The organism is Variovorax sp. AC103, from assembly GCF_979254005.1.
This window is the reverse complement of the sequence record NZ_CEEDFC010000029.1, coordinates 54,240-78,981: the sequence shown is the minus strand read 5'-3', so window position 1 is coordinate 78,981 and position 24,742 is coordinate 54,240. Positions and strand designations below refer to the sequence as shown.

The following is a 24,742-nucleotide window of genomic DNA, read 5'->3' as shown; positions in this document are numbered from 1 at the left end:
GGGGTGGGCGTGGGGGTCATCGGCGAATTGACTATATAGAGAAGGACTGTGACGCGGCGACAATGGAGCCCCCGAGTCGGGCTTCCCGATAGCGAAATTTCCCGTGAACGATCTCTCCTTATTCCTGCCTTGCGCCGCCGGCGTCGAGGAATTCCTCGCCCAGGAGGTCCATGCCCTGACCGGCCGCTCCGGGCAGGACCTGCTCACGCTGCGCGGCGGCGTGCGCGTGCGCGCCGACTGGCGCGACGCCCTGAAGCTCAACCTGCACAGCCGGCTTTCGCAGCGCGTGCTGGTCGAACTGGCCCATGCGCCCTACCGCAACGAGAACGACCTGTACGCCATCGCCAACGGCGTGGCCTGGGAGATCTGGTTCACGCCCAAGCAGACCTTCAAGATCGAGACCACCGCGCAGCACAGCCCGCTGCAGAGCCTGAACTTCGCCACCCTGCGCATCAAGGACGCCATTGCCGACCGCTTCCGCGCCAAGGCCAACGGCGTGCGCCCCAGCATCGAGACGCAGTGGCCCGACTGCCGCGTCTTCGCCCACCTGACCACCGAGACCTGCACGCTCTACATCGACACCTCGGGCGAGCCGCTGTTCAAGCGCGGCTGGCGCCAGGACAAGGGCGACGCGCCGCTGAAGGAAACCCTGGCCGCGGCCATGCTGGCCGCCAGCGGCTGGTGGAACCCCGAAACCGGCGACGTGTCGGCCCAGCCGCTGTACGACCCCTGCTGCGGCAGCGGCACCATCGCCATCGAGGCGGCGCAGATCGCGCGCGGCATCGCCGCGGGTTCGCTGCGGCGCTTCGGCTTCGAGAAGCTGCTGCCGTTCCAGCCGCACGTGTGGACGGCCATCAAGCAGGAAGCCGACGCGAAGGTGCGCGAGGGCAGCGTGGCGATCTTCGGCTCCGACGTGTCGCACCGCATGGTCGACTTCGCCGAACGCAATGCCGAGCGCGCCGGCGTGGCGCAGGCCATCGAGTTCCGCGGCGGCGACGCGCTGCAGCGCATGCCGCCGGTCGAGGCCGGCGTGATCATGCTCAACCCGCCGTACGGCGAGCGCATCGAGGTGGGCGGCGTGGCCGGCCCGGGCCGCTCCGGTGCGCGCGAATCGGCGCAGACCGCGCAGACCGCGCAGGGTGCGGGCGGTGAAGAAGGCGACGGCGGAGAGTTCTTTCCGCAGCTCGCCACCCATTGGAAGAAGAACTACGCCGGCTGGACCGCCTGGGTGCTCACGCCCGACCTGAAGCTGCCCAGGCAGATGCGCCTGAAGGAGTCGCGCCGCGTGCCGATGTGGAACGGCCCCATCGAATGCAGGCTGTTCCGCTTCGACATGGTGGCCGGCTCAGCGCGGAAGTAGCTCGCCCTCGGCGGCCGGCGGCGCTTTCGGCTCCCTTGGCCGCACGCTGCAGGCCGCGTTGACGGTGCGTCCGGCCAGGTCGCGCGGCGCGTTGCCCAGCGTCATGGGGCGCACGTCGTCGTCGGCGAAGTGCCGCACCGCGATGGGCTCGCCCACGAAGTTCGGCTGGCCGAAGTAGGTAGCGCTCACATAGCGCGCGTTGCGCGCCGCGCAGTCGACGTCGACCCTGGCGTCGAACGACCGGAACACGATGCCGTCGCGCGTGGTGCGGTCCTGCGCCAGGCTCAGGCGCAACCTGACGGTGCGGTGCGCGCCGTCGACTTCGACGCTGGTCGGATCGACCTGCACATAGCTGTTGCCTGCGTCGCCCGGCGAACCCACCAGGGTCAGCCACTCGGCCCGGGCACCCGCGCAGGCGAGCAGGGCGAGGCAGAGCAGCGGAAGTCGTTTCATGAAAGAAGAAATAAGAGGCTGGAAGGCGGGAGGGTACGGCCACAGGCATTGTCCGCCCGCGAACCGACACCAGCCTGACGCGACCTCCCGATGGTGCAACATCGGGAGTATTCCCCCCACATTCCATGACGTTGACAGAACCCGCCCCCGTCGTCATCGACACCAACATCGCGCTCGACCTGCTGGTGTTCGACAACCCCGACTGCGTGCCCCTGCGCGCCGCGCTCGCGGCCGGCGCACTGCGCTGGCTCGCCACCGCGTCGATGCGCGGCGAACTCGCGCGGGTGCTCGGCTACCCGCTCATCGTGAAGCGGCTCGCGCAGCGGCAGATGGCCGCGGCCAGCGTGCTCGAAGCCTTCGACGCACGCGTGCATCTGGTGGCAGACACGCCGCCGCGTGCACCGTGCGTGTGCAAGGACCCCGACGACCAGGTGTTCATCGATCTCGCGGTCGCGCAGCGTGCGCGGCTGATCAGCAAGGACCAGGCGGTGCTCGCGCTGCGCAAACGTTTGGCTGCGCACGGCGTGGAGGTGCGGGCGGTGCTGGCAGCGGCCTGAACCTTCGTGGACGAGCGAAAAAAACTGACTTTGCGACGGCATCGCAACGGCTTCTAGACAAGCACGACCCGCACGTCTACTGAGCGGCAAATCACAGAGGGAGTTGCCGTTGCCCCAGCTGTCTAGACAACGCCGGCAGGTGTGCATGCCACCTGCAGGACGCGCTTGCCATGCGCGCATATCTTCTGCCGTCGATCGCATAGGGTCTGGCAATTGCATGGCCCCGCCACTATCGTCCGGCGCGCCGAAGTGGTTGACGCACACCTCTTGCGGGCCCGTGTGAAGCGGGCCATGCCGACTTCGAAGACCGCGACCGTTTGCAGCGCTTTCGCGCCGTGCATCCGAGCGCTGCAAATGCCTTCCGTCCTTCAAGAAAAGTCATGCCGAGTTCACACCAGCGATCGCCGCGCCAACTGTTGCCCGAGCTCGAAGTCGAGCTCGCCCGTTCCACCGAACTGGGCTACGAACCCTCGGAAGAGGTCGGGCTGGTGCGCTGTCTCGAGCACGGCTTTCCCACGCCGCTGGCGCGCTGGCATTGCCACGAGGAGTACGAGCTGCACCTGATCGTGGCAACGTCGGGCCAGGCCTTCGTGGGCGACTGGATCGGATCCTTCGACCCCGGGCACCTCGTGCTGTGCGGCCCCAAGCTGCCGCACAACTGGATCTCGCTGGACGCGCCCGCCGAGGGCGTGGCGCAGCGCGACCTGGTCATCCAGTTCCTGCACGACCCGATCTTCGAAGCCGCCGAGCGCATTCCCGAGCTGCAGGAAGCCGTGCGCATGCTCCAGCGCGCGCGCTACGGCATCGAGTTCTTCGGCATGGCCGCGTGCGCGGAACAGCACTGGCACCGGGTGAAGGACGCGCGCGGCCTGAAGCGCTTCAGCCTGTTCTGCGACTTTCTGGCCGACATGGCGCAATGCACCGACTACCGCCTGCTGTCGGGCATGCAGACCGACGGGGAGAACCCGCTGGAAGCCATCAACGACATCGTGACGCGCATCGCGAGCGAACCCGCCAAGGACGTGAGCGCGGCCGACATCGCCGCGGAGCTCGGCATGAACGCGGGGCGCTTCGGCAGGCTGTTCCGGCGTGCCACGGGCCACAGCTTCCTGAGCTACGTGAACCAGGTGCGGGTGAACAAGGCATGCCTGCTGCTCATGCACAGCGACCGCTACATCACCTCGATCTGCTACGACGTGGGGTTCAACAACGTGTCGAATTTCAATCGGCAGTTTCTCGAAATCAAGGGCGTGACGCCCACGGAATTTCGCAGGCAGAGCCAGCTGCGCTTGGAGGGTGCAACGAGTTCCGCGAACTAAAGACCGCGAATTTCTTACGCCCAGTTGCAAACTGTTTCGCGAAAGTTATTTCGTATCGGCAATCGCAAAAAGTGTATCGAACGCAGTGCGAGAGCGTCCCTACGATCCGGCTGTCCTTTCAGCCACCTTTCAGGAAACTCTCTCATGCAAACACTTCGTCTGACCTCGCTGAGCCGCCGTATCGCCTCGCATATCAAGATCCGCGGCCAAGGCATGACCGAGTACCTCGTGATCCTCGGCCTGATCGCCATTGCCGCCATTGCGGTGTTCAGCTTCTTCGGCCAGACCATGCGCAACCAGGTCGCCGGCATGGCGCAGGAAGTGGGCGGCAAGACGGGCTCCGCCGAAGTCACCAACGCACAGACCGCCGCCGGCAAGGCTTCCACCAATGCCCAGGTCAACATGAACATGAGCACCTACACCAAGGGCGGGGCGGACGGCGCGAAATAAGCAGCGCGCCACACATCACGGCCTGACCGACATCGCGTGATGCCCCCAGGTAGCGCTTCGCTCCCCCTGGCACCCGCCCATGCGCCCACGCGCCGGCGCCAGTCGGGCCAGGCGATCGTGTATCTGGTGGCGATGCTGCCGATCATCTTCCTGAGCGTGCTGGTGGTCTACAACACCGCCACCTCCACGCGCGAGAAGATGAAGCTGCAGAACACGGCCGACGCAACCACCTACAGCGCCAGCGTGCTCACGGCACGCAGCCTCAACTACCTGGCCTACACCAACCGCGCCATGGCCGCCAACGAGGCGGGCATCGCCACGCTGGCGAGCGTGCAGACCTCGGTGGCCATGCTCATCACCAGCGCGGCCAACATCCAGGAGGGCCTGGTGGTCGCCGAGGGCCTGAAGGGCGCGCGCAATCTGGAGAAGGCCCGCCTGCCGGTGGTGGGCCCGATCTTCCTGCTGGCGTGGTTCAACAACTTCCTGCGCGCGCAGCGACTGCAGCGCACGGCCGACCGCATCGCCAGCTTCGTCGAGCCCTCGGCCAAGCCGCTGCAGATCGGGGTCGACCTGCTGCGCGTGCTCAATCAGGGCATCTCCGCCAGCCAGGCTGCCATGCTCGTGGGCACCACGGCGCAGCTGCCCCAGCTCGTGAAGGACGTGCTCAACGCCAACGACCCCGACGCATCGGTGCCGCCGGCGGAAACCGCGATCTTCGTCACCAAGTTCGTGGCCGACGTGGGGCTCTATCTCAAGAGCTATCACCAGTCGGGCAGCGTCACGTTCAACGACGACGAATTCAACGAGGTGCTGCGGTTCGCGCATGCCGCGCAGGCCACGCGCGACGACTGGACCAAGAACCGCCGCTTCCTGCCCGACATCGGCAACTGGATCGCCACGGGCCTGTCGGGTGCCATGCAGGGCATGATTTCCGGCAGCCCGACCGCGCCGCCGGGCCTGGCCGACATCACCGGCGACATGATGGGCGGGCTGCTCGAGTGGAAGGGCGGCACCGAGATCGTCGCCACCGAAGGCCTCCCCGGCGACGAGACCGGACGCATCCGCTGGCAGTCGGCCGATTCGATCGAGATCAAGCTGCCCCTGGGCGTGCTCTACACCGACATCTTCGGCCTCAGCGACGCCTTTCGCGGCCGCTTCGGCCTGGGTGCCGGCGCCGCCGCCGCGGGCGGCCCCAACTACAGGAGCAGCTGGGAAGGCCAGCGACTGACCCTGCGCACCTACAGCCGCGAAGGCCGCACCTACGGCGGCCTGAACCGCGAGGTGGGCGACACCGCCTACATGGAGCGCGACTCCTTCGACAACGCGTCGCGCGACAAGGACGGCGGCATCCTGCCGGGCACCTGGCCGGTGCTGGTGTTCAACGCCAAGCTGCACTACAGCCCGCGCACCGACATCGGCACCAGCTTCACGAAGAACTGGGCCATGCCCCGCTTCGTCGACATCAAGGACCATCCGCCGATGGTGGCCAACGAGTCCGACAACTGGCTCGCCGAAAACGGCTTCAAGGGCGCCAACCCGCTCAAGTGGGGCAAGAACACCGACAAGGGCCCGGCGTTCACGCTCGTGGTGCGAAAGGGCGGCGACAAGGTGCGCACGGGCGAGGTCGCCGGCTTCGGCAACTCCGCCGCCGACGGCAAGGCGGGCCTGCGCGACAACTTCCAGGGCCGCGAGATCAAGGCGGTGTCGACCTCGCAGATCTACTTCCGGCGGCCGCAGGACCGCTGGGCGCGCCGGGACAACGCCGTGTCCGATCCGGCGTCGATCGGCAAGTACAACGTGGGCTTCGCCGGCGGCTACATCGAGCACCGCAGCCTGTTCAGCCCCTACTGGCATGTGCACAACGTGGAGCCCTCGCTGTGGGCACGCGCCATTGCCATGGGCGGCGCGGCCGTCAGCGGCTCGCCCGACGAAGACAACGGCAACTGATGAAGGACGACCGCGCATGACCCGCCCGCATCGACGCATGCCACTACGCCCGGCGCGTGCAGGCGCTGCCGCCGTCGCCGGTCACGCCATGGTCGAGACCCTGCTCATCGTGAGCTTCGCGGCCGTCACGCTGGCGGCGATTCCGGCCATTGCCGAGTACGGCACCAAGCGCATGCAGACCGTGGCCGCCGCCAAACTGGTGGCCTGGCAGCGCACCGTGTGGATGCCCGAGGCGCAGGGCATCACGGCCGAGGAAGCCAAGGGCGCATCGGGCGCCATCAAGAAGACCGATGCCGAAGTCACGCGCGACCTGCGCCGCCATATCTTTCGCGACCGCACGGAGCCGGGCATTGCCATCCACGCGGCGAACATCGCCGAGTTCGAGCCGCTGGCGCCGCCCATCGACTACCGCACCACGGCCGTCACCGCATCGAGCACGGCCGCGCCCATGCCGTCGCTGCTGAATGCGAGCAGCGTGGTGTTCAACGGCATCCGGGAGGCGCAGGCCGCGCTGGGCTCCAACGTGATCACGGGCTCGCTGAGCAAGTTCCAGTTCGTGAACAGCGGCTACATGCGCCACGAAGTGAAAGTGAGCCAGACCAACACCAAGTTCGACCTGGTGCCGGCGCTGGACATGAGCGAGCAGGTCACCATGCTCACCGAAGCCTGGAACGCCGGCGGCACCAACCGCGAGGAAAGCAAGATCGACGGCCTGGTGCCCATGAAGCTGCTCGACAGCGTCTTCTATCAGCAGCTGCGCGGCGGCATGCACCAGACGGCCTACCAGATCAAGCAGGTCTATCCCGCCTTCGACATGAACAACCTCACCATGGGCTTCACGCCGGGCGATGCACTCGAGAAGACGCCGCTGGACCGCTTCGAGCGCATTCCGGCCGGCGCGACCGGCGAGACCGGCGGCGACGGCACGGGCAACGGCGCCAGCGTGAAGGACCATTTCCGCTACTACCGCGCCTTTCCGCCGACGCCCGTGGTCAACACGCTGCCCTGATGAGCCTGCCCGCAACGCTCCTGCGATGGATGTTCGCCGCCGCCTGGCTGTGCCTGTGCGGCGCGGCCGCCGCGGCACCGCCGCAGCGCGACTGGCCCGCCATTCCGTGGCCCCCGGGTGCCAAGGTGTTCTGGATCGCCGAGTACCTCGAGCAGAACACCGTGCCCATGCAGATCCGCGGCATCGAGTCGACGGAATCGGTGGCGGCCGTGTCGCGCTACTACGAGAAATGGCTGGCCGACAAGATGGGCTACGGCGTGAGCACCGTCGGCCCCCTGCGCGTGCTCGGCGCGCGCTTCGGCGAGTACCAGGTCACCGTGCAGCTGCGCGCGGGCCCCTCGGGCACGGTGGGCCGGCTGGTGGCCGCGGTGGTCTACGACAAGGCCGGGAGCGAGCAGCCCATGCAGGAGCGCGCCGAGCGCATCGGCAAGGGCTTTCCGCGCCCTGCCGGCTCGCAGGTGGTGTCGGACACGCTCTCCTTCGACGAGGGCCAGCGCAACCGCACCATCGTCGTCACCAACGGCGTGAGCGTGGAGACCAACGCGCTCTACCTGCGCGAACAGATGATCCGCCTGGGCTGGTCGCTGCTGCAGGACCGCACCGTCGAGGGCGGCCTGCGTTCGGCGCTGGTGTTCCGCCGCAACAGCGAGGAGATGGTCGTGACCATCACCCGGCGCGACGACGCCTACTTCATCGTCGCCAGCCAGACCACGCCGGAATGAGCGCGCGCGCCATGCACCCCCGTCAACGCCCGCTCCAACGCCGTCCTTCCGCTTCTTCCCGCCGCGCCCAGCGCGGGCAGGTCATCGCCGAATACGTGATCGTCGCCGGCATCCTGGCGGTGATGCTGTTCGCCACCTTCCCCGGCTCCGACCGCTCGGTGATCGCGCTGCTCATCAAGGCCTTCCGCGATGCCTGGGCGACCTATTCGTACACCCTTTCCTATCCTTTGTAGCCAGGCATGAAATCATCTCCGGGACTTCTGAAGTTCAAGCAAAGCGTCAAACGGCTGTCCCCTCTCATCGGTGCCCTGATGCTCGGCCTGCTGGCCGCGGGCCTGGGCTGGTACTACCTTCGGGCCAGCGAGCGCGAAATTGCGGCCAGCCTGGAGAAGGACGCCGACAGCCAGCGCCGCGACGTGGTCGTGGCGCGCCAGGCGCTGGGAGACGGCACCACGGTGCTGCCCGGCATGGTGGCCAAGCGCTCGGTGCCCAACGAGTACGTGCACAACGACGCGCTCACGCCCGAGACCTTCGCGCAGTTCGCGGGCCGCCAGCTCACCGTGCCGGTGGCCGCCGGCAAGCCGCTGCTCGCGTCGTTCTTCTCCACGCCGCGCAAGGTCTTCGCGCAGGAGATCGAGCAGGGCGTTCGCGCCATCACCATTCCGGTGGACGAGATCAGCTCCATCTCGGGCATGCTGCGCGCCGGCGACCGCATCGACTTCATGTATGTGGTCGAGAAGACCGCCGCCAACGATCCCTCGGTGGTGATCCCGCTGCTGCAGGACGTCGAGGTGCGCGCCACCGGCCAGATCACCTCGGAGCAGTTCGCCTCGATGCGAAAGCGCGCCGACGTCTCGGCCGACACCGACCCCTATGCGCAGCAGCGCTACTCCACCGTCACCGTTGCCATCCAGCCGCAGGACGCGCAGAAGCTCATCCTGGCCCAGCGCCTGGGCAAGATCATCGCCACGCTGCGCAACCCCGACGACCGCGCCACAATGACCAGCGGCGTCGATGCCGTCGACCTCGACGCCATCGTGGCCGGCTTCAGGCCGCAGCGTGCGCGGCCGATGGTCGCCAGCGGACCTGCGCGCCCCATGAGCCCCGGCGTCGAATACATCGTCGGCGGTTCGGGCAACCGGGGCGTACCCGGTGCGCCCGGCCTGGGCGCCATGCTGCCGACGGGCGACGCCTTGCCGCGCTGAAGCCCATCGCCCCGAACGCCGCCCCACTTCGCCTTCGCCTTCTTCGCCTCCAGGGGCGTGCCCGTTTTATTGATGTCCAGAAAAGTTCGATGAATCTCAAGCGATGCTCCCTGGCAGCGACGGCGCTGTGTCTTGTCTTCCAGGCCCAGGCCCAGGGTCCGTACCCTGGCATGCCCGCGGTACCCTCGTTGCCCCTGGGCACGGTGGCGCCCGCGCCCTCGGCGCAGCCCTCGGGCGCACCGGGCGCAGCCGGCGCCACGGGTTCGGGCGCCGGCGAACGCTCGCCCGGCATCCGTGCGGCCACGCCGCCGCCGCCGGCCTCCATCACCGAGGGCGAGCTGGCGCGCATCGCCGCGCGCGCCACGGTGATGCAGCGGCTGCCCGACACGCTCACGCTCTACGTCGGGCAGATGGTGCTGGTCAAGATGCCGGGCGTGGCGCGCGTGGCCATCGGCAACGGAAAGATCATCGAGGCCCGCGTGCTCGACGGCGCCAACATGCTCATCACCGCGCAGGACGCGGGCGACAGCACGCTGCATGTCTGGGACAAGAACGGCACCGTGCGCAAGCTGAAGGTGCGCGTCAACGTGGTCGACCTGGACCGCATCGCCGACGAGCTGCGCGAGATCACGCACGGCATCTCGGGCGTGAACATCCGGCGCATCGGCGAACGCATCATCATGGACGGCAACAGCCTGGACCCCGCCGCGGTCGAGCGCCTGAACACCGTGGCCCAGCTCTATGCGCCCGCGGTGGTGTCGCTGGCCACGGCCGACCGGATCCGCGTGGACCGCATGGTCGACATCCAGGTGCGCATCGTGGAGTTCAGCAAGACCGCGCTGGACGACCTGGGCGTGCGCTGGCAGACCGGCGGCGACGGCTTCAACTTCGGCCTGTTCTCGGACATCGCCTCCAGCGGCAGCTACCGCATCCTGCCCGACGGCTCGGCGTTCAACGGGGCCAACACCGCCAACCTGCTGAGCCAGAACCGCCGCACGCCGGAGGCCTACTTCGGCATCGGCCTGAGCCTGACCTCGCGCATCAACCTGCTGGTGCAGCGCGGCAACGCCTTCCTGCTGGCTTCGCCCAACCTCTCCACGCGCAGCGGCGGCGAGGCCAAGTTCCTGGCCGGCGGCGAAATCCCGCTGCCCGCGCTCAGCACGCAGGGCGCCGGCTCGGTCGAGTTCAAGCCCTACGGCGTGCGGCTGAACATCAAGCCCATCGCCGACGGCGAGGGCAACGTGTCGGGCAGCATCCTCACCGAGGTGAGCAGCATCGACCGCAGCGTGGCGGTGCAGGGCATTCCGGGTTTGCTGATCCGTCGCACCGACACCGAGTTCAACGTGAAGGCCGGCGAAACCATCGTGCTGTCGGGCCTGCTGAGCCGCGAGTCCACCCGCTCCAGCGACGGCGTGCCGGGCCTGCGCAAGGCGCCGATCATCGGGCGCGCCTTCCGTGCCGACAACGACACCGACAAGGAGCAGGAGGTGGTGGTGTTCATCACGCCGCGCGTGGTCGGCCCGGCGGACAGCCGCACGCGCATCGAGCGCGCGCGCCAGCTGGAGCAGGACGTGGGCAGCAACTTCGGCACGCTGACCGAAGACAGGTCGGACCCGCGCGGCGCGCGCCCGCCGCCCGCTGCCGCCGACATCGGTGGCATCCCCGCCGGCACGCCCGGCCAGCCCGTCGCTCCCTGACTCCCCGAGGCTCCATCGCCATGCACAAGGTCTTCGTCAATTCTCCGCAGCAGGGCGTGCGCGAGGTCCCGATCGACGTCGCGGAACTCCAGGTCGGCAAGGACAGCACCAGCCACATCGTGCTGTCGGGCTGGAACGTCGCCAAGCTGCATGCCCAGTTCGTGCTGCACGACGAGGAGGTGTTCGTGCAGGACCTGGGCAGCCTCTTCGGCACCTGGGTCGACGGCAACCGCGTCACGCGCTTCGGGCCGATGAAGGGCGGCGAGGAAATCATCATCGGCGGTCACACGCTGGTGGTGTCGCTCGACGTGGCGCTCAGGCCGGCGGGCAGCGACCCGCAGGACGCGGCCGATGCCGCGCAGATGGCCGAAACCTCGCTGGCCATCGAAGACCCGCTGCTGCAGTGGCGGCGCACGCTGCACCGCACCCTGCTTCAGCAGCTGGACAACCGCCGCATCGACACCGCGCAGATGAAGGACGAGGAGCTGCGCTCCAACATCCGCGCGCTCATTGCCGAGATCATTCGCGACACGCGCGAGCTGCCGCCCGAGCTCGACCGCGCCTTGCTGAGCCAGCAGCTGCTCGACGAAGCCATCGGCCTGGGCCCGCTCGAAGTGCTGCTCAAGGACGAGAGCGTGACCGAAGTGATGGTCAACCGCTTCGACGAGATCTGGATCGAGCGCGCCGGCCGGCTGGAGCGCACCAACGTCGCCTTCACCAGCAACATCGCGGTGCTGGGCGCCATCGAGCGCATCGTGACGCCGCTGGGCCGGCGCATCGACGAGAGCTCGCCGATGGTGGACGCGCGGCTCAAAGACGGCTCGCGCGTGAACGCCATCATTCCGCCGCTGGCGCTGCGCGGACCCAGCGTCACGATCCGGAAGTTTCCGAAGAACCGCATGGGCCACGAGGGCATGATCCGCACCGGCTCCATCACCGCGCAGATGGTGGAGTTCATGCGCATCGCGGTGGAAGAAAAGCTCAACATCATCGTCTCGGGCGGCACCGGCACGGGCAAGACGACGCTGCTGAACATGGTGTCGAACTTCATTCCGCCCAACGAGCGCATCGTGACCATCGAGGACGCGGCCGAGCTCTCGCTGGGCCAGCCCAACCTGGTGTCGCTGGAATCGCGCCCGGCCAACATCGAAGGCAAGGGCGCCATCGCGATTCGCGACCTGGTGCGCAACTCGCTGCGGATGCGGCCCGACCGCATCGTGGTGGGCGAGTGCCGAGGCGGCGAGGCGCTGGACATGCTGCAGGCCATGAACACCGGCCACGACGGCTCGCTCACCACGCTGCACAGCAACTCGCCGCGCGACGCCATGTCGCGCCTGGAGGTGCTGGTGACCATGGCCGGCATGAACATTCCGGTGGCGGCGATCCGCGAGCAGATCGCCTCGGCGGTCGACCTGATCGTGCAACTCACGCGCTTTCCTTGCGGCAGCCGCAAGGTCACGCAGATCACCGAGATCACCGGCTTCGCCGACGGGATGATCCAGATGCAGGACGTGTATGCCTTCCGCAAGACCGGCGTGGACGAGTCGTTCAAGACCGTGGGCCACTTCACCGCCGCCGGCACCGTGCCCGAGTTCTTCACGCGCCTGCAGGAGCACGGCCTGAAGCTCGACCTGGAATACCTCTTCGGAGAGACCGTGCCATGAAAGGAATGATTCTGCTGGCCTCCGTGCTCTGCGGCATGGGCTTCATCACGCTGTGCGGCTACCTGCTGCTGCAGCGCTCGCCGGAGCTGGTCGGAAAGATGATGACCAGGCTGCAGGCCAGCGGCCGCCGCACGCTGAACCTGTCGGAGTTCCAGGCGCAGCATGCGGTGGCTTTCGCATCGGGCCATGCCTTCCTGGTGGCGCTGTGCGGCGGCATCGGCTGGCTCATCTCGGGCAACCTGATCGGCGGCGTGGTGGCGGCGGTGGTGCTCTACCTGCTGCCGGCGCGCTGGTTCGCCTGGCAGCGCAAGAAGCGCAGGCAGCAGATCGAGTCGGAGCTGCCCGATGCGCTGCTCTTCATTGCCAGTGCGTTGCGCGCCGGCAGTGCGCTGTCGGTCGCCATCCAGGTGCTGGTGCGCGACCAGGTGGGGCCGCTGGGCCAGGAGTTCGGCCTGGTGCTCAAGGAGCAGCGCCTGGGCGTGAGCTTCGACGATGCCATCCAGAAGATGTCGCAGCGCCTGGGCATTCCCGACTTCGTGCTGGTGGTGGTGGCGTTGCGCGTGTCCAAGGAAGTGGGCGGCAACCTGTCGGAGCCGCTGCAGGTGCTGGCCGAGACGCTGCGCCGCAAGGCCATCCTGGAAGGCCGCATCCAGGCGCTGACGGCGCAGGGGCGCATCCAGGGCCTGGTGATGACGCTCTTTCCGCTGCTGCTGATGGGCGTGCTCTACCTGATGCAGCCGACCATGGGCCTGCTGTTCTCCACGACCATCGGCTGGGTGGTGCTGACCGTGATCGCCATCATGCTGCTGCTGGGCTACGCGATGATCCGAAAAATCGTGGCCATCGATATCTGAGAAGCAGGGGGATTGCACCATGCGTTCACTCATCCTCCTGGCCATCATCTTCCTGTGCGCGACCACGGGCGTGATCCTGCTGCTGTACATGGTCTCGCTGATCCGCAAGGCCAGGCCTTCGGAGCGCACCCACATGGACCCGCTGCCGCGCATGCTGCGCCTGGTGTGGCCGGTGGTGAACATCCTGCAGTTCCACGTGTCGGAGATCGCGCCCACCTCGATGCTGGTCAAGCGCAAGCGCCAGCTGCAGCTCGCGGGCCTGGAGTTCGTGCTGAGGGCCGAGGAGTTCATCGCGGTGCAGTGCGTCTCGATGCTGGTGGTGGCCGCGCTGGGCCTGTGGACCGCGGGCCTGCTCGATGCGATGGCGGGCACCAAGGTGTGGGTCACGCTCGCGTCGTGCGTGGTGGGGTGGTACTACCCGGTGATGTGGATGCGCGACCGCCGCAAGAAGCGCGAGAAGGACATCCTGCGCACGCTGCCGGGCTACCTGGACATGATCACGCTGTGCTGCCAGGCCGGCCTGAGCCTCACCGGCGCCATTGCGCAGGCGGTGCAGAAGGGCCCGGGCGGCGCGCTGGGCCAGGAGTTCGACCGCATGATGCGCGAGATGCGCACCGGCGCGAGCCGCATGGACGCGCTCAATGCGCTGGCCGACCGGCTGGACAACAAGCACATCAAGAGCCTGGTGTCCAACCTCACGCAGGCCGAGTCGCTCGGTGCGAGCCTGGCCGACACGCTCTCCGCCATTTCGGACCAGCGCCGCACCGAGCGCTTCCAGATGGCCGAGAAGCTCGCCATGGAAGCGCCCGTGAAGATGATCGGGCCGCTGGTGATCTTCATCTTCCCTGTGACCTTCATCATCATCTTCTTCCCGCTGGTGATGCAGTTCCTCGAAACCCAGAAACTCTGAAGCCCCGAGCCCCGTTCCATGCGCATCGTCTCCCTCCGGTCCCGATCCCCCCAGGCCCAGCCCTTCGGTCCCGTGCGCGTGGCCGAGCGCGGCTGGGACCGCACGCGCGGGCTGCTCGGGCGCCCGCGCCTGTCCGCCTGCGAAGGCCTTCTGATCACGCGCTGCCGCTCGGTGCACACGGTGGGCATGCGCTATCCGATCGACGTCGTCTTTCTGGACCGGCACGGCGGCATCGCGCGCGTGGTCGAAGGCCTGCGCCCGATGCGCATGGCCATGTGCCTGGGCGCGGCCAGCGTGCTCGAACTGGCCGCCGGCCAGGCGAGGCGGCTGGCGCTGCGCCCGGGGTTGCAGTTGTCGGGCTGGTGAACACACTCAGGAGCAGCAGGCCATGCCATCCATTCTTCACACGCGCCGCCGCGCGAAGCAGCCGCGGGCGCAGCGCGGCGCCTCCATGACCGAGACGATGATCGCGCTGCCGGTGCTGATTCTTTTCGTGATGTGCGTGGTGCAGTTCGGCCTGATCTACCGCGCGCGCCTCACGCTGGAGTACGCCGCGCACGAGGCCGCGCGCGCGGGCTCGCTCAACAACGGCATGCCGCTGCCCTTCGTGTTTCGCATCGGCAACTCGACCGCGCCGGGGCTGGGCACGCTCAACAGCGCCGCGCTGGAGCTGACCACCAACGCGCTCACGCGCGGCAGCGTGTGGCAGGGGCTGGTGAAGGGCATGATGCCGCTGAACGTGCGCGACGCCAGCGTGGGCGGCATGTTCAAGGGCTGGGTGGACACCAACACCGACCTGATCCAGTCGGCCTGCATCGAGTACCTGAACCCCACGCAGACGTCCTTCGTGGACTGGGCCTTCGTCGAGAACTTCGGCGAGAACCGCTGGATCGTGCAGATCCCCAACGACACCATGCGCTACCGCAAGCCGCTGCCCTACGACTTCAAGGCCAAGGCCATGAGTACCACCGCGGGCATCGGCGATCCGTTGCCGCCCGACGCCGAGCTGCGCGGCAACGTGTCGAACAAGACGCTGGGCGAAGCCAGCGTGCTGCACCTGCGGGTGCACTACGGCTACCGGCTGGGCATTCCGGTGGCCAACAAGATCATCCTCACGGCGCTCAAGGGCTACCAGTTCGTGGGCGAGGCGTGGTTCAAGCTGCTGTCGGTCGACGGTGCCACCGCGCCGGGCACCGACTTCCGCCTGAACCAGCTGGACGCCTACTACATCGCCAACGGCAAGATCCCGCTGGCCGCCGACGGCGTGGTGGGCATGGAGTCGCCGATGTACTGGCATCCGTTCTATTCGTTCGGGCCGAAGAGCGACCGCAGCATCGACCTGCAGTGGGACCCGGCGTGGAGCAACAACATCGGCATCAACGTGCTGGAGAAGCCGCAGGACGCCATGACCAACATCTTCGCCTTCGTGCGCAACAACAGCACCGAATGGGCCTCGCAGCTGACGGCCAAGGGCATCGACGCGCTGGCCGACAAGGTGGGCGACGGCAACTCCTTCTGCCCGGCCATCTGGGACGGTTCGGTGAAGGGCCAGCTGGACAAGGTGCCCAACCCGGGCAACCCCGGCTGATGCGCACGGCCGCGGACGCTGCACAGGGTGGGCGCGCGCTGGCGCTGTGCGCATCGACGATCTTCGTCTCGGCCTTCCTGCTGTTCCTGGTGCAGCCGCTGATCGCGCGGCAGATCCTGCCGTGGTTCGGCGGCTCTGCCGCGGTGTGGACGCTGTGCCTGGTGTTCTTCCAGGTGGTGCTGCTGCTGGGCTACTTCTATGCCGACCGGCTCTCGCGGCGGCCGCTGCGCACGCAGGCCGTGGTGCATGCGCTGCTGCTGCTGGCGGCCTGCGCGATGCTGCCGGTGATTCCCGATGCGGCGTGGAAGCCGACCGGGCAGGGCGACCCGGCGGCGGGCGTGCTCGCGGTGCTGGCCGCCACCATCGGGCTGCCGTACCTCGCGGTGTGCACCACCGGGCCGCTGGTGCAGAGCTGGGTGGCGCGGCTGCATGCGGGCGATGCGCCTCGGCAGGCGAAGGTGTATCGGCTGTTCGCGCTGTCGAACCTCGCGGCGCTGGCAGCCCTGGTGGTGTACCCCTTCGTGCTGGAGCCGGTGTTCGCGCTGCGTGCGCAGGCGGTGGCGTGGTCGGCAGGCTTCGGGCTGTTCGCGGTGCTGGCGATCGTGTCGGTGGTGGCCGTGGGAAAGGCACAGGCTGCGCGGACCGGCGCCCCGGCGACCGAGACATCGGCCTCGGCCTCGACCGCCCCCGCGGTGCCGCTGTCGTGGGCCGACCAGCTGCTGTGGCTGGTGCTGGCCGCGCTCGGCACGGTCGCGCTGCTCGCGGTGTCGGCCTTCGTCACGCAGGACATCGCCTCGGTACCCATGCTGTGGATCGTGCCGCTCGCGCTGTACCTGCTGAGCTTCGTGCTGTGCTTCGACAGCGACCGCTGGTACCGGCGCTGGTTGTTCTGGCCGGCGGTGCTGTTGCTCACGCCGGTGATGGGCTGGTACCTGAACACGCCGCAGCGCTCCCTGCCGATCGCCGCGGCCATCGGTCTCTTCTGCGCGGGCCTCTTCGCGATCTGCATGTTCGCCAACGGCGAACTGGCGCGTGCGCGGCCCGGGCCCGCGCGGCTCACGCGCTTCTACCTGCTGCTGGCGCTGGGCGGCGCGGTGGGCGGCATCTTCGCGGGCGTGGCCGCGCCGCATTTCTTCAACGGCTACTGGGAGCTGCCGGCGAGCCTGGCGGTGCCGGGGCTGGTCATGCTGTGGCTCTCGCGGGCGCGCCAGCAATGGGTGTGGCTGGCGTTCGCGTTCGCCGTCGTCGTGGGCTTCGCGGCGTTCCTGAAGATGGATGCGGTCGCGGTGTCCCTCAACGTGTTGTATGCGTCGGTCGCTGCGCTGGCCTGCTTCGCGGCGGCCTACACCGCGTGGCGGGCACGCTCATGGGCGGCGGGCGCCGGCCTCTTCGGCGCGCTGGCGTCGGTGGCGGTGGCCTGGCTCTCGGTGTCCTCCGTGCTCGAGGCAGACAACCGCACGATGCTGCGCGTGCGCAATTTCTACGGCGCGCTGCGCGTGGAGCAGTTCGGCATTCCGGGCGCGCTGACCGCGTCGCGCCGGCTGATGCACGGCGTGATCTCGCATGGCGAGCAACTGCAGGGCGCGGTGCAGCGGCGGCTGGCGAGCACCTACTACGGGCCGAAGTCGGGCGGTGGCCTGGCGCTGCTCACCCACCGAGGCGTGACGCAGCGCGTGGGCGTGATAGGCCTGGGCGTGGGCACGCTCGCGGCCTACGGGCGCGCCGGCGACACGCTGCGTTTCTACGAGATCAACCCGCGGGTGACCGCGGCGGCGCGTTCGCATTTCACCTACCTCGCCGATTCGCCCGCGACGGTCGAGATCGCACAGGGCGATGCGCGGCTGCTGATGCAGCAGGAGCTCGATGCGCAGGGTTCGCAGCGCTTCGACGTGATCGTGGTCGACGCCTTTTCGGGCGATGCGATTCCGATGCACCTGATGACGCGCGAGGCGCTGGCGCTCTACGGCAAGCACCTGCTGCCCACGGGCGTGATCGCTTTCCACATCAGCAACCGGCATCTGAAACTCGCGCCGGTGGTCAAGCGCCTGGCCGAGGACGCGGGCATGCAGGCGGTGCGTGTCCAGTTCACGCCCGTGCCGGGCAATCTCACGCTCGAACATGCATCGGAGTACGTGCTGCTGACGCGCGACCCGGGCTTCCTGCAAGACCCCGTGATCCGCGAGCGCGGCGAAGCCATCGATGCCGGCGGCGTCTCGACCTGGACCGACGATCACAGCAACCTGCTGGCTGCGCTGCGTTGGGTCGAGCGCTGAACCGAAGGACGCGCCTGCGAACGGCCGTGATCAGGCGGCCGGTGCTGTGTCGTGCCACTGCCCCAGCAACCGCGCCACGGCCCGCACGCGCTGCGTGTCGCGGCCCCAGCGGCGGCTGGCCGGCAGCTTCTGCGCCCACCGCATGCGGCGCGCCGCGTTGGCGATGCGCTCGCGCACTTCGCCGCTCACCCCTGCCAGCGCCGCGTGCCAGTGCTGGCCCGCGGCCTGCGGCGCGGCGGCCTCCAGCATCATGGCGGTGGAGTGCAGGTAGCTGAGCCAGTCGCGTGCCTGGCACTCGGCCAGCGTCATCACCTCGGCCGGGTCGTCCTCGAAGTCGATGTAGCCGATCACGCCGTCGGGGCACTGCACGAGGTTGCGGTCGAAGGCCTGGCTCAGGTGCTGGCCGCACACGTGCACGGCGGCGATGGCGGCCAGGCCTTCGCGCCACACGGCGAGCAGCGCGGCGGGGCCGGCGGCCGCGGCCTGGTCGAGCCGCTCCTGCAGCACCACGGTGGCACGGCCGCTTTCGCCGAGGTCCGAGATCAGCAGGCCGTCGGGCTGCTGCGCCAGCACGGTGGGCACGCGCAGGCCCGCGGCCGCGAGCTGCTTGAGCCGCCGCGCCTCGGTGGCGATGGCCGCCTCGCCGCCCGGGTTGGGCACGGGCTTGATGATGTCCAGCCGCACCATGCGCGCGACCGCCGCCATCACGCGGTAGCCCCACTTGCCGTGCCGGGGGCCGGCCTTCTTGAGCCACACGCGCTCACTGCCGAAGCGGTGGCTGGCCACGTTCTTCTGCTGCCGGGGCAGCGTCACGCGCAGGAATTCCGCGTAGTCGCCGGGGGCCGGCGTGCGCGCCAGTGCGTCGAGGGGCGCGGGCGCCGAAGCGGCGCCCTTGCGCGATTGCAGGCGCGTGTTCGCGCCTCGTTTCAGTGGATTCATCAGATCGGTACCTCCGCACTGCGTGCTGCGGTACGAGCTTGCTCGGGGCGGTCCGGCGCTGCGCTCATGCGGCCATTGCAAAGCCCGACACCAGCCCCTGCGGGCCCTGCGTCACGGGCTGGAAACTCTCTGCACTGGCCAGCGGCCAGTAAGTGCGAAAAACGTTGTGCTGCGCGTCGAGCGCGCCGAGCAGGGCGCCCGGTTGCACCTGCATCACCAGGTTGCTCAGCAGGCGCACCTCGGTGTCGGAGATGCGGCGCACGATGTGGTGCGCGGTGATCTGCTGCGGATGGTCCAGGCCCGCGGCCTGCACCAGCTCCTGCAGCGCATGCAGCGTGCTGCGGTGGAAGTTGCGCACCCGGTCGGCCTTGGTGGGCACCACCAGCGCCTGCTGGCGCAGCGGGTCCTGCGTGGTCACGCCGGTGGGGCAGTGGCCGGTGTGGCAGCTCTGCGCCTGGATGCAGCCCAGCGCCATCATGAAACCGCGCGCCGCGTTGCACCAGTCGGCGCCCAGCGCCATCATGCGGGCCACGTCGAAGGCGGTGATGACCTTGGCCGCGCAGCCGATCTTGATGCGGTGGCGCAGGTTCACGCCGACGAGCGTGTTGTGCACCAGCAGCAGGCCTTCTTGCAGGGGCGCGCCCACGTGGTCGCTGAACTCGACCGGTGCCGCGCCGGTGCCGCCTTCGGCCCCGTCGACCACGATGAAGTCGGGCGTGATGCCGGTGGCCTGCATCGCCTTGACGATGGCGAACCATTCCCACGGGTGGCCCAGGCAGAACTTGAAGCCCGTGGGCTTGCCGCCCGACAGCGCGCGCAGCTTCGCGATGAAATGCATCATCTCTGTCGGCGTGGTGAAGGCGCTGTGCGACGAGGGCGAGATGCAGTCCACGCCCACCGGCACGCCGCGCGCGGCCGCGATCTCGGGCGTGACCTTGGGCGCGGGCAGCACGCCGCCGTGGCCGGGCTTGGCGCCCTGGCTCAGCTTGACCTCGATCATCTTCACCTGCGGGTCGCGCGCGTTGGCGGTGAAGCGCTCTTCGTTGAAGGTGCCGTCGTCGTTGCGGCAACCGAAGTAGCCCGAGCCGATTTCCCAGATCAGGTCGCCGCCGTGCACCCGGTGGTGCTGCGAGATCGAGCCCTCGCCGGTGTCGTGCGCGAAGCCGCCCATCTTGGCGCCCTGGTTGAGCGCGAGGATGGCGTTGGCCGACAGCGCGCCGAAGCTCATGGCGGAAATGTTGAACACGCTCGCGCTGTACGGCTGCGTGCAGACCTGCGCGGCATTGCCGTCCGCCGGCTGGGGCGTGCCGCCGATCACGATGCGAAAGTCGTGGTTCGCCAGCTGCGTCGGCTGCATCGAGTGGTTGATCCACTCGTAGCCCGCGATGGTCACGTCCAGCTGGGTGCCGAAGGGCCGGTTGTCGGGCTCGCCCTTGGCGCGCTGGTACACCAGCGAGCGCTGCGCGCGCGAGAAGGGCGCGGCTTCCGCGTCGCTCTCGATGAAGTACTGCCGCATTTCGGGGCGGATGTACTCGAGCAGAAAGCGCAGGTGCCCGATGACCGGGTAGTTGCGCAGGATGGCGTGGCGGGTCTGGCGCAGGTCGTGGACGCCTGTACCCGCAAGCACCGCGAAAACCACCACCCCGACCCATGCGAGCCACAGGTGCGGAGACATCAGCACGAAAGCGAGGCAGGCCACAAGCCCGACCACGCACAGGGCAAAAGCGCTATAGCGCGTCGGAAACGGAATAATCGTGGGCATAGAAATAGTGTCGACCGAAGCCTGCTGCATCATAGAGGGCTGCCCCGAACCTGCCATGACGACCATTCCAGCCCCCACTCCGGCTCCTGAAGCCACCCCTGCCGCCCCCGCCACGTCCGACGCCCAGGCGCCGCTCGGGCCCGACGATTTCGACGCCCTCGACCAGGCGCTGGACGCCATGCGCGAGCACGACGAGGAAATTCCCCAGTGGGAGTTCTGCGAAGGCTTCATGGCCGCGCTGATCTGCACCCGCCGCCCGATCCCGCCCGCCGAATACTGGCCCGTGCTGCTGGGCGACGGCTTCTCGTCCGCGCAGCACATGGAGTTCGTCTGGAACTGGAAGCGCCGCTGGGCCGAAATCGTCGAGGGCCTGGACGCTCCCGTCGAAACGCTCGACGACGAGCGCAGCTGGCAGCCCGAGGTGCTCGACACCCGCGGCGCCATCGGCTCGCTGAGCGAGGAAGAGCGTGCCGAAGTGGCCGGCGAGGAAATTCCGTCCTTCGCCCAGGTCTGGGCGCTGGGCTTCATGTACGCGGTGGAAAACTGGCCCGAAGAGTGGGCCGCGCCGCGCGACAAGGAAGCCGCCCAGATGCTCGACGACGCGCTCGACAACATCGTGGCGCTCACCGAGGACGACACCGCCAAGCCCACGCTGTCGATGTACAGCGACGACGCCCCGCCCAGCGTGAGCCAGCAGCGGCTGGACGACTTCGGCGCCGCCATCTGGGCCGTGTACGACCTGCGCCAGCTCTGGAAGAGCCTGGGGCCGAAGGTCGAGACCCTCCGCAAGGAGGCCGAGCCGGGCCGCAACGACCCCTGCCCGTGCGGCAGCGGCAAGAAGTACAAGAAGTGCCACGGTGCCTGACACCGCGGCCGGCAGCGCGCCCCTGGCGCCCCTGACGGCACGTGCGGCCTGGACGATGGTCCTGGCGCTGTGCGCCGGGGTGGCGCTCAGCCAGGCCTTCCGCACGGTCGGCGCCATCATGGCGAGCCCGCTGCAGACCGACTTCCACCTCTCCGCGCAGGCCCTCGGGATCTTCTCGGGGGCCTTTCACTTTGCGTTCGGCGCCATGCAGCTCTTCATGGGCATCGGCATCGACCTGCACGGCGTGCGGCGCACCGTGCTGGTGGCGTTCCCGATCGCCATCGTCGGCGCGCTGCTGTCGGCGGTGTCGTCCAGCTACCTCGTGCTGGTGGCCGGGCAGGCGCTGATCGGCGTCGGCTGCGCGCCGGCCTTCCTGGTGTGCACCGTGTTCATCGCGCGGCACTTTCCGGCGGCGCGTTTCGCCACCGTGTCGGGCATGGTGCTGGCCATTGGCGGCCTGGGCATGCTGGTCACCGGCACGCCGCTGGCGTGGCTGGTGCAGGCGTATTCGTGGCGCGCGGGCTTCGTGGTGCTGGCCGTGGCCGCGGCGCTGGCCTGGCTGGCCATCTGGCACTGGGTGCACGAGCCGGCCTCCGCCACGCCGCGCACCCAGGAGTCGATTCCCGAGGCCATCCGCCAGTTCGGCGCGCTGTTCGCCATGCCGCACACGCTGGGCATCGTGGTGCTCGGCGCCGTGACGTATGCCGCCTTCATCTCGCTGCGCGGCCTGTGGCTCGGCCCGCTGATGATGGAACGCCACGGCTACTCGCTGGTGCAGAGCGGCAACGTGGCGCTGGCGGTGTCGGTGATCTCGCTGTTCGGCGCGCCGCTGTTCGGCCGGCTCGACCGCGACGGCGCCTCGCGCCGCCGCTGGATCGTGATTTGCGCGCTCGGCTACGCGGCCCTGTTCGCGCTCATCGCGGTGCTGCACTCGGCCTGGCTCGACATTGCGGGCATGGTGCTGATCGGCGTGCTCTCGGGCTTCATCGTGTGGCAGTACGCCGACGTGCGCGGCGCCTACCCGGCCACGCTCACCGGCCGTGCGATGGCCGTGTTCACCATGGCCATGTTCCTCGGCGTGGCCCTCATGCAGTGGGTGACCGGCGTGGCAGCCTCGGTGGCGTCGGCGCACGGCGGCGACCCGCTGACCGCCGTGCTGGGCACCATCGCCGCACTGCTGGTGCTGGGCATCGCGGCCTTTGCGTGGCTGCCCGCGCCGAAGGCCGACGCCCTCAGATCTTGAAGGCGCGCTGGATGTCCGGCCGCACCAGGTCGGCGTACTCGCGGTGCTTGCGGATGTACCCCGCGATGAACTGGCACACCGGAATCACGTGCAGCCCCTTGGTGCGGGCCTCGTCGAGCACGTGTTTCGCAATGCCCGAGCCCACGCCCTTGCCTTCGTGTTCCGGCAGCACCTCGGTGTGCGTGAACATGATCGCGTCGGTCAGCAGGTTGTATTCGGCATAGGCCGCGAGCTTGCCGTCCAGCGCGGCTTCGTAGCGGTGCTGGGCTTCGTTGTTCGAAAAGACGAGGTCGGTGGTGCTCATGGCTGGCGTGCAAGGTAGTTGACAAGGTTGGCCGAGGCGGTGGCGCGCACCTTCTTGCGCAGCATCGGGCTCCAGCCCAGCAGCAGGCCCGGCGTACCGAGCGCCTGGCGCGACCAGGTCCAGAACGCGAAGCTGTCGCGGTGCGTGGCGATGAGCCCGTCGGGCGTGAAGGTGAAGCGCGCGTCGACGCTGTTGTCCACGATGCGCCCGGTGGCGCTGAAACGGTAGTGCGCGTCCCAATGGGCGCTGCCGGCGGTGTCGTCGGCCTTCACGTCGCGCCAGGTCAGTCGCCACACGTCGGCGCCCTTGGCCTGCGTGGCCGACGCCAGCATGCGCCACATGCCGCCCACCTCGCGCCGCCCGCGCAGCGAGAAGGCCTCGTCGTCGAACACCGCGTCGCTGGCGTAGCACGCCTGCATGGTGGCGGCGTCGAGCTTGGCGAACGCGCCGTAGAAGCGCTCGATGGTCTGGGCATTGGTGGCTGCGGTCATGGGGCCTCTCGGGGTTGCAAAAAAGGTCAGCGGCCGAGCAGCTCGACCAGCGTGTTCAGCGCGTGCCGTACCGTGGCCGAGCGCACCGTGGCGCGGTCGCCGTCGAAGCGGCGGCGCTCGGTGCGCACGCTGCCGTCGACCGACCAGCCGAACCACACCGTGCCCACCGGCTTGTCGGGGGTGCCGCCGGTCGGGCCGGCCACGCCGGTCACGGCCAGCGCCACGCGCACAGGCACCGAGCGGGCCGAATGCGCGATGGCGCCCGTGGCCATGGCGCGCGCCACCGGCTCGCTGACCGCGCCGTGGGCGGCGATCACCGCCGCATCGACGCCCAGCAGTTCGGACTTGGCTTCGTTCGAATAGGTGATGAAGCCGCGCTCGAACCACGCGCTCGACCCGGCCAGCTCGGTGCAGGCGGCGCCGATCAACCCGCCGGTGCAGCTCTCTGCGGTGGCGAGCATCCAGCCCTTTTTCTGCAGCAGGCCGGCCAGCGCCACCACGAGCTCGGGCGTGTCGAGGTCGGCGGCGGATGCCGAGGACATGGGCAACGTCGAGGAAGAAGAGGAATCCATCAGGTTCACCAAGCGCGCCACAGCGCAATGACCAGCAGCGTGCAGAACGCCGCCACCAGGTCGTCGAGGATGATGCCGAAGCCCGCGTGCCACCAGCGCACCTGTGCCGCGTCGCGCTGCTTGAAGAGCGCGTCGGCCCAGGCCACCGGGCCGGGCTTGGCGGCGTCGAAGTAACGGAACAGCGCGAAGGCGATGGCCTGCGCCAGCAGCCCGGCCGGCGTGACCAGCCAGAGCACGATCCAGAAGGCGACCACTTCGTCCCACACCACGGCGCCGGGGTCGGCCACGTTCATGTCGCGCGCGGTCACGGTGCAGGCCCACCAGCCGACGGGCAGCGACGCCAGGATGATCCAGCCGATGGTGGCGGGCGTGAACCACAGCTGCATCACCGCGAAGGCCGCCCAGGCCCACAGCGTGCCCACCGTGCCCGGCGCGAAGCGCGGCATGCCGGAGCCCAAACCCAGCGCGATGAAGTGCGCGGGGTGCGACAGCAGAAAGCGCAGCGTGGGGCGGCGCATGGAGGGTCGGGGCATGGCGCCGGCGTCGGGTGTCGGTGTG

At 68.9% G+C, this 24,742-nt stretch carries 25 protein-coding genes; 18 read left to right on the top strand and 7 right to left on the bottom strand.

Annotated elements, in window-relative coordinates; translation table 11 throughout:
* Positions 1-103 precede the first annotated feature (103 nt).
* A complete protein-coding gene (locus AC0IYU_RS31165) occupies positions 104-1,360 on the top strand; it encodes a THUMP domain-containing class I SAM-dependent RNA methyltransferase (protein ID WP_472125259.1) in 1,257 nt (418 codons plus the stop codon).
* On the opposite strand, the gene AC0IYU_RS31160 is transcribed toward AC0IYU_RS31165, so the two are convergent.
* Positions 1,346-1,813 carry a surface-adhesin E family protein gene (locus tag AC0IYU_RS31160; RefSeq protein ID WP_472125256.1) on the bottom strand — a complete coding sequence of 156 codons (468 nt, stop codon included), beginning with the start codon at positions 1,811-1,813 and terminating at the stop codon, positions 1,346-1,348. The genes AC0IYU_RS31165 and AC0IYU_RS31160 overlap by 15 nt on opposite strands.
* A gap of 125 nt (positions 1,814-1,938) precedes the next feature.
* On the opposite strand from AC0IYU_RS31160, the gene AC0IYU_RS31155 reads away from it, so the two are divergent.
* The 15 genes from AC0IYU_RS31155 (at position 1,939) to AC0IYU_RS31085 (ending at position 18,008) form a co-directional block, all read left to right on the top strand.
* The gene (locus tag AC0IYU_RS31155; protein ID WP_472125253.1) at positions 1,939-2,370 is read left to right on the top strand and encodes a putative toxin-antitoxin system toxin component, PIN family; all 432 of its coding nucleotides are present in this window, start codon (positions 1,939-1,941) and stop codon (positions 2,368-2,370) included.
* A gap of 380 nt (positions 2,371-2,750) precedes the next feature.
* Positions 2,751-3,689, top strand: coding sequence for an AraC family transcriptional regulator (locus tag AC0IYU_RS31150; protein WP_472125250.1), 939 nt, complete (start codon positions 2,751-2,753; stop codon positions 3,687-3,689).
* 144 nt (positions 3,690-3,833) lie between these two features.
* A complete protein-coding gene (locus AC0IYU_RS31145) occupies positions 3,834-4,139 on the top strand; it encodes a Flp family type IVb pilin (protein ID WP_435439024.1) in 306 nt (101 codons plus the stop codon).
* 39 nt (positions 4,140-4,178) lie between these two features.
* On the top strand, positions 4,179-6,086 hold the full coding sequence (locus AC0IYU_RS31140; RefSeq protein ID WP_472125248.1) for a pilus assembly protein TadG-related protein: 1,908 nt from the start codon (positions 4,179-4,181) through the stop codon (positions 6,084-6,086).
* 37 nt (positions 6,087-6,123) lie between these two features.
* A complete protein-coding gene (locus AC0IYU_RS31135) occupies positions 6,124-7,095 on the top strand; it encodes a hypothetical protein (RefSeq protein WP_472125245.1) in 972 nt (323 codons plus the stop codon).
* Positions 7,095-7,817 carry a hypothetical protein gene (locus AC0IYU_RS31130; RefSeq protein ID WP_472125243.1) on the top strand — a complete coding sequence of 241 codons (723 nt, stop codon included), beginning with the start codon at positions 7,095-7,097 and terminating at the stop codon, positions 7,815-7,817. The genes AC0IYU_RS31135 and AC0IYU_RS31130 overlap by 1 nt, the downstream gene beginning before the upstream one ends.
* Positions 7,814-8,050, top strand: coding sequence for a hypothetical protein (locus AC0IYU_RS31125; RefSeq protein ID WP_472125240.1), 237 nt, complete (start codon positions 7,814-7,816; stop codon positions 8,048-8,050). Before AC0IYU_RS31130 ends, AC0IYU_RS31125 begins: the two co-directional genes overlap by 4 nt.
* A gap of 6 nt (positions 8,051-8,056) precedes the next feature.
* Positions 8,057-9,022 carry a Flp pilus assembly protein CpaB gene (cpaB, locus tag AC0IYU_RS31120; RefSeq protein ID WP_435487929.1) on the top strand — a complete coding sequence of 322 codons (966 nt, stop codon included), beginning with the start codon at positions 8,057-8,059 and terminating at the stop codon, positions 9,020-9,022.
* 89 nt (positions 9,023-9,111) lie between these two features.
* On the top strand, positions 9,112-10,719 hold the full coding sequence (locus tag AC0IYU_RS31115; RefSeq protein ID WP_472125238.1) for a type II and III secretion system protein family protein: 1,608 nt from the start codon (positions 9,112-9,114) through the stop codon (positions 10,717-10,719).
* Positions 10,720-10,739: 20 nt separating this feature from the next.
* Positions 10,740-12,383, top strand: a complete 1,644-nt coding sequence (locus tag AC0IYU_RS31110; RefSeq protein ID WP_472125235.1) for an ATPase, T2SS/T4P/T4SS family — start codon at positions 10,740-10,742, stop codon at positions 12,381-12,383.
* Positions 12,380-13,237 (top strand): type II secretion system F family protein, encoded by an 858-nt coding sequence (locus tag AC0IYU_RS31105; protein ID WP_435439032.1) that lies wholly within the window; start codon positions 12,380-12,382, stop codon positions 13,235-13,237. The genes AC0IYU_RS31110 and AC0IYU_RS31105 overlap by 4 nt, the downstream gene beginning before the upstream one ends.
* Positions 13,238-13,256: 19 nt before the next feature.
* On the top strand, positions 13,257-14,147 hold the full coding sequence (locus AC0IYU_RS31100) for a type II secretion system F family protein (RefSeq protein WP_472125232.1): 891 nt from the start codon (positions 13,257-13,259) through the stop codon (positions 14,145-14,147).
* A gap of 18 nt (positions 14,148-14,165) precedes the next feature.
* Complete coding sequence (locus AC0IYU_RS31095) at positions 14,166-14,513, top strand: DUF192 domain-containing protein (protein WP_435439034.1); 348 nt, start codon at positions 14,166-14,168, stop codon at positions 14,511-14,513.
* A gap of 22 nt (positions 14,514-14,535) precedes the next feature.
* Entirely contained in the window at positions 14,536-15,735 is a 1,200-nt protein-coding gene (locus AC0IYU_RS31090; protein WP_472125229.1) for a TadE/TadG family type IV pilus assembly protein, read from the top strand.
* Positions 15,735-18,008, top strand: a complete 2,274-nt coding sequence (locus AC0IYU_RS31085; protein ID WP_472125227.1) for a spermidine synthase — start codon at positions 15,735-15,737, stop codon at positions 18,006-18,008. The genes AC0IYU_RS31090 and AC0IYU_RS31085 overlap by 1 nt, the downstream gene beginning before the upstream one ends.
* Before the next feature lie 30 nt (positions 18,009-18,038).
* On the opposite strand, the gene AC0IYU_RS31080 is transcribed toward AC0IYU_RS31085, so the two are convergent.
* Positions 18,039-18,947: a BUD32 family EKC/KEOPS complex subunit gene (locus AC0IYU_RS31080; RefSeq protein ID WP_472125224.1), complete on the bottom strand. Its 909-nt coding sequence runs from the start codon at positions 18,945-18,947 to the stop codon at positions 18,039-18,041.
* 64 nt (positions 18,948-19,011) lie between these two features.
* A complete protein-coding gene (locus AC0IYU_RS31075) occupies positions 19,012-20,709 on the bottom strand; it encodes an FMN-binding glutamate synthase family protein (protein ID WP_472125222.1) in 1,698 nt (565 codons plus the stop codon).
* A gap of 55 nt (positions 20,710-20,764) precedes the next feature.
* Here AC0IYU_RS31075 and AC0IYU_RS31070 point away from each other — a divergent pair, with 55 nt between their 5' ends.
* Both AC0IYU_RS31070 and AC0IYU_RS31065 read left to right on the top strand, forming a co-directional pair.
* Positions 20,765-21,574 (top strand): UPF0149 family protein, encoded by an 810-nt coding sequence (locus tag AC0IYU_RS31070; RefSeq protein ID WP_435487923.1) that lies wholly within the window; start codon positions 20,765-20,767, stop codon positions 21,572-21,574.
* 55 nt (positions 21,575-21,629) lie between these two features.
* Positions 21,630-22,817 carry an MFS transporter gene (locus AC0IYU_RS31065; protein ID WP_435439082.1) on the top strand — a complete coding sequence of 396 codons (1,188 nt, stop codon included), beginning with the start codon at positions 21,630-21,632 and terminating at the stop codon, positions 22,815-22,817.
* Here AC0IYU_RS31065 and AC0IYU_RS31060 read toward each other — a convergent pair.
* The 4 genes from AC0IYU_RS31060 to AC0IYU_RS31045 are packed head-to-tail and all read right to left on the bottom strand — an operon-like array spanning position 22,807 to position 24,717.
* Positions 22,807-23,121, bottom strand: a complete 315-nt coding sequence (locus AC0IYU_RS31060) for a GNAT family N-acetyltransferase (protein WP_472125219.1) — start codon at positions 23,119-23,121, stop codon at positions 22,807-22,809. The genes AC0IYU_RS31065 and AC0IYU_RS31060 overlap by 11 nt on opposite strands.
* Entirely contained in the window at positions 23,118-23,612 is a 495-nt protein-coding gene (locus AC0IYU_RS31055) for a nuclear transport factor 2 family protein (protein WP_472125217.1), read from the bottom strand. The genes AC0IYU_RS31060 and AC0IYU_RS31055 overlap by 4 nt, the downstream gene beginning before the upstream one ends.
* A 26-nt stretch (positions 23,613-23,638) precedes the next feature.
* On the bottom strand, positions 23,639-24,154 hold the full coding sequence (locus tag AC0IYU_RS31050) for a CinA family protein (protein WP_472125215.1): 516 nt from the start codon (positions 24,152-24,154) through the stop codon (positions 23,639-23,641).
* A gap of 35 nt (positions 24,155-24,189) precedes the next feature.
* Positions 24,190-24,717, bottom strand: a complete 528-nt coding sequence (locus AC0IYU_RS31045; RefSeq protein ID WP_472125212.1) for a phosphatidylglycerophosphatase A family protein — start codon at positions 24,715-24,717, stop codon at positions 24,190-24,192.
* Positions 24,718-24,742 lie beyond the last annotated feature (25 nt).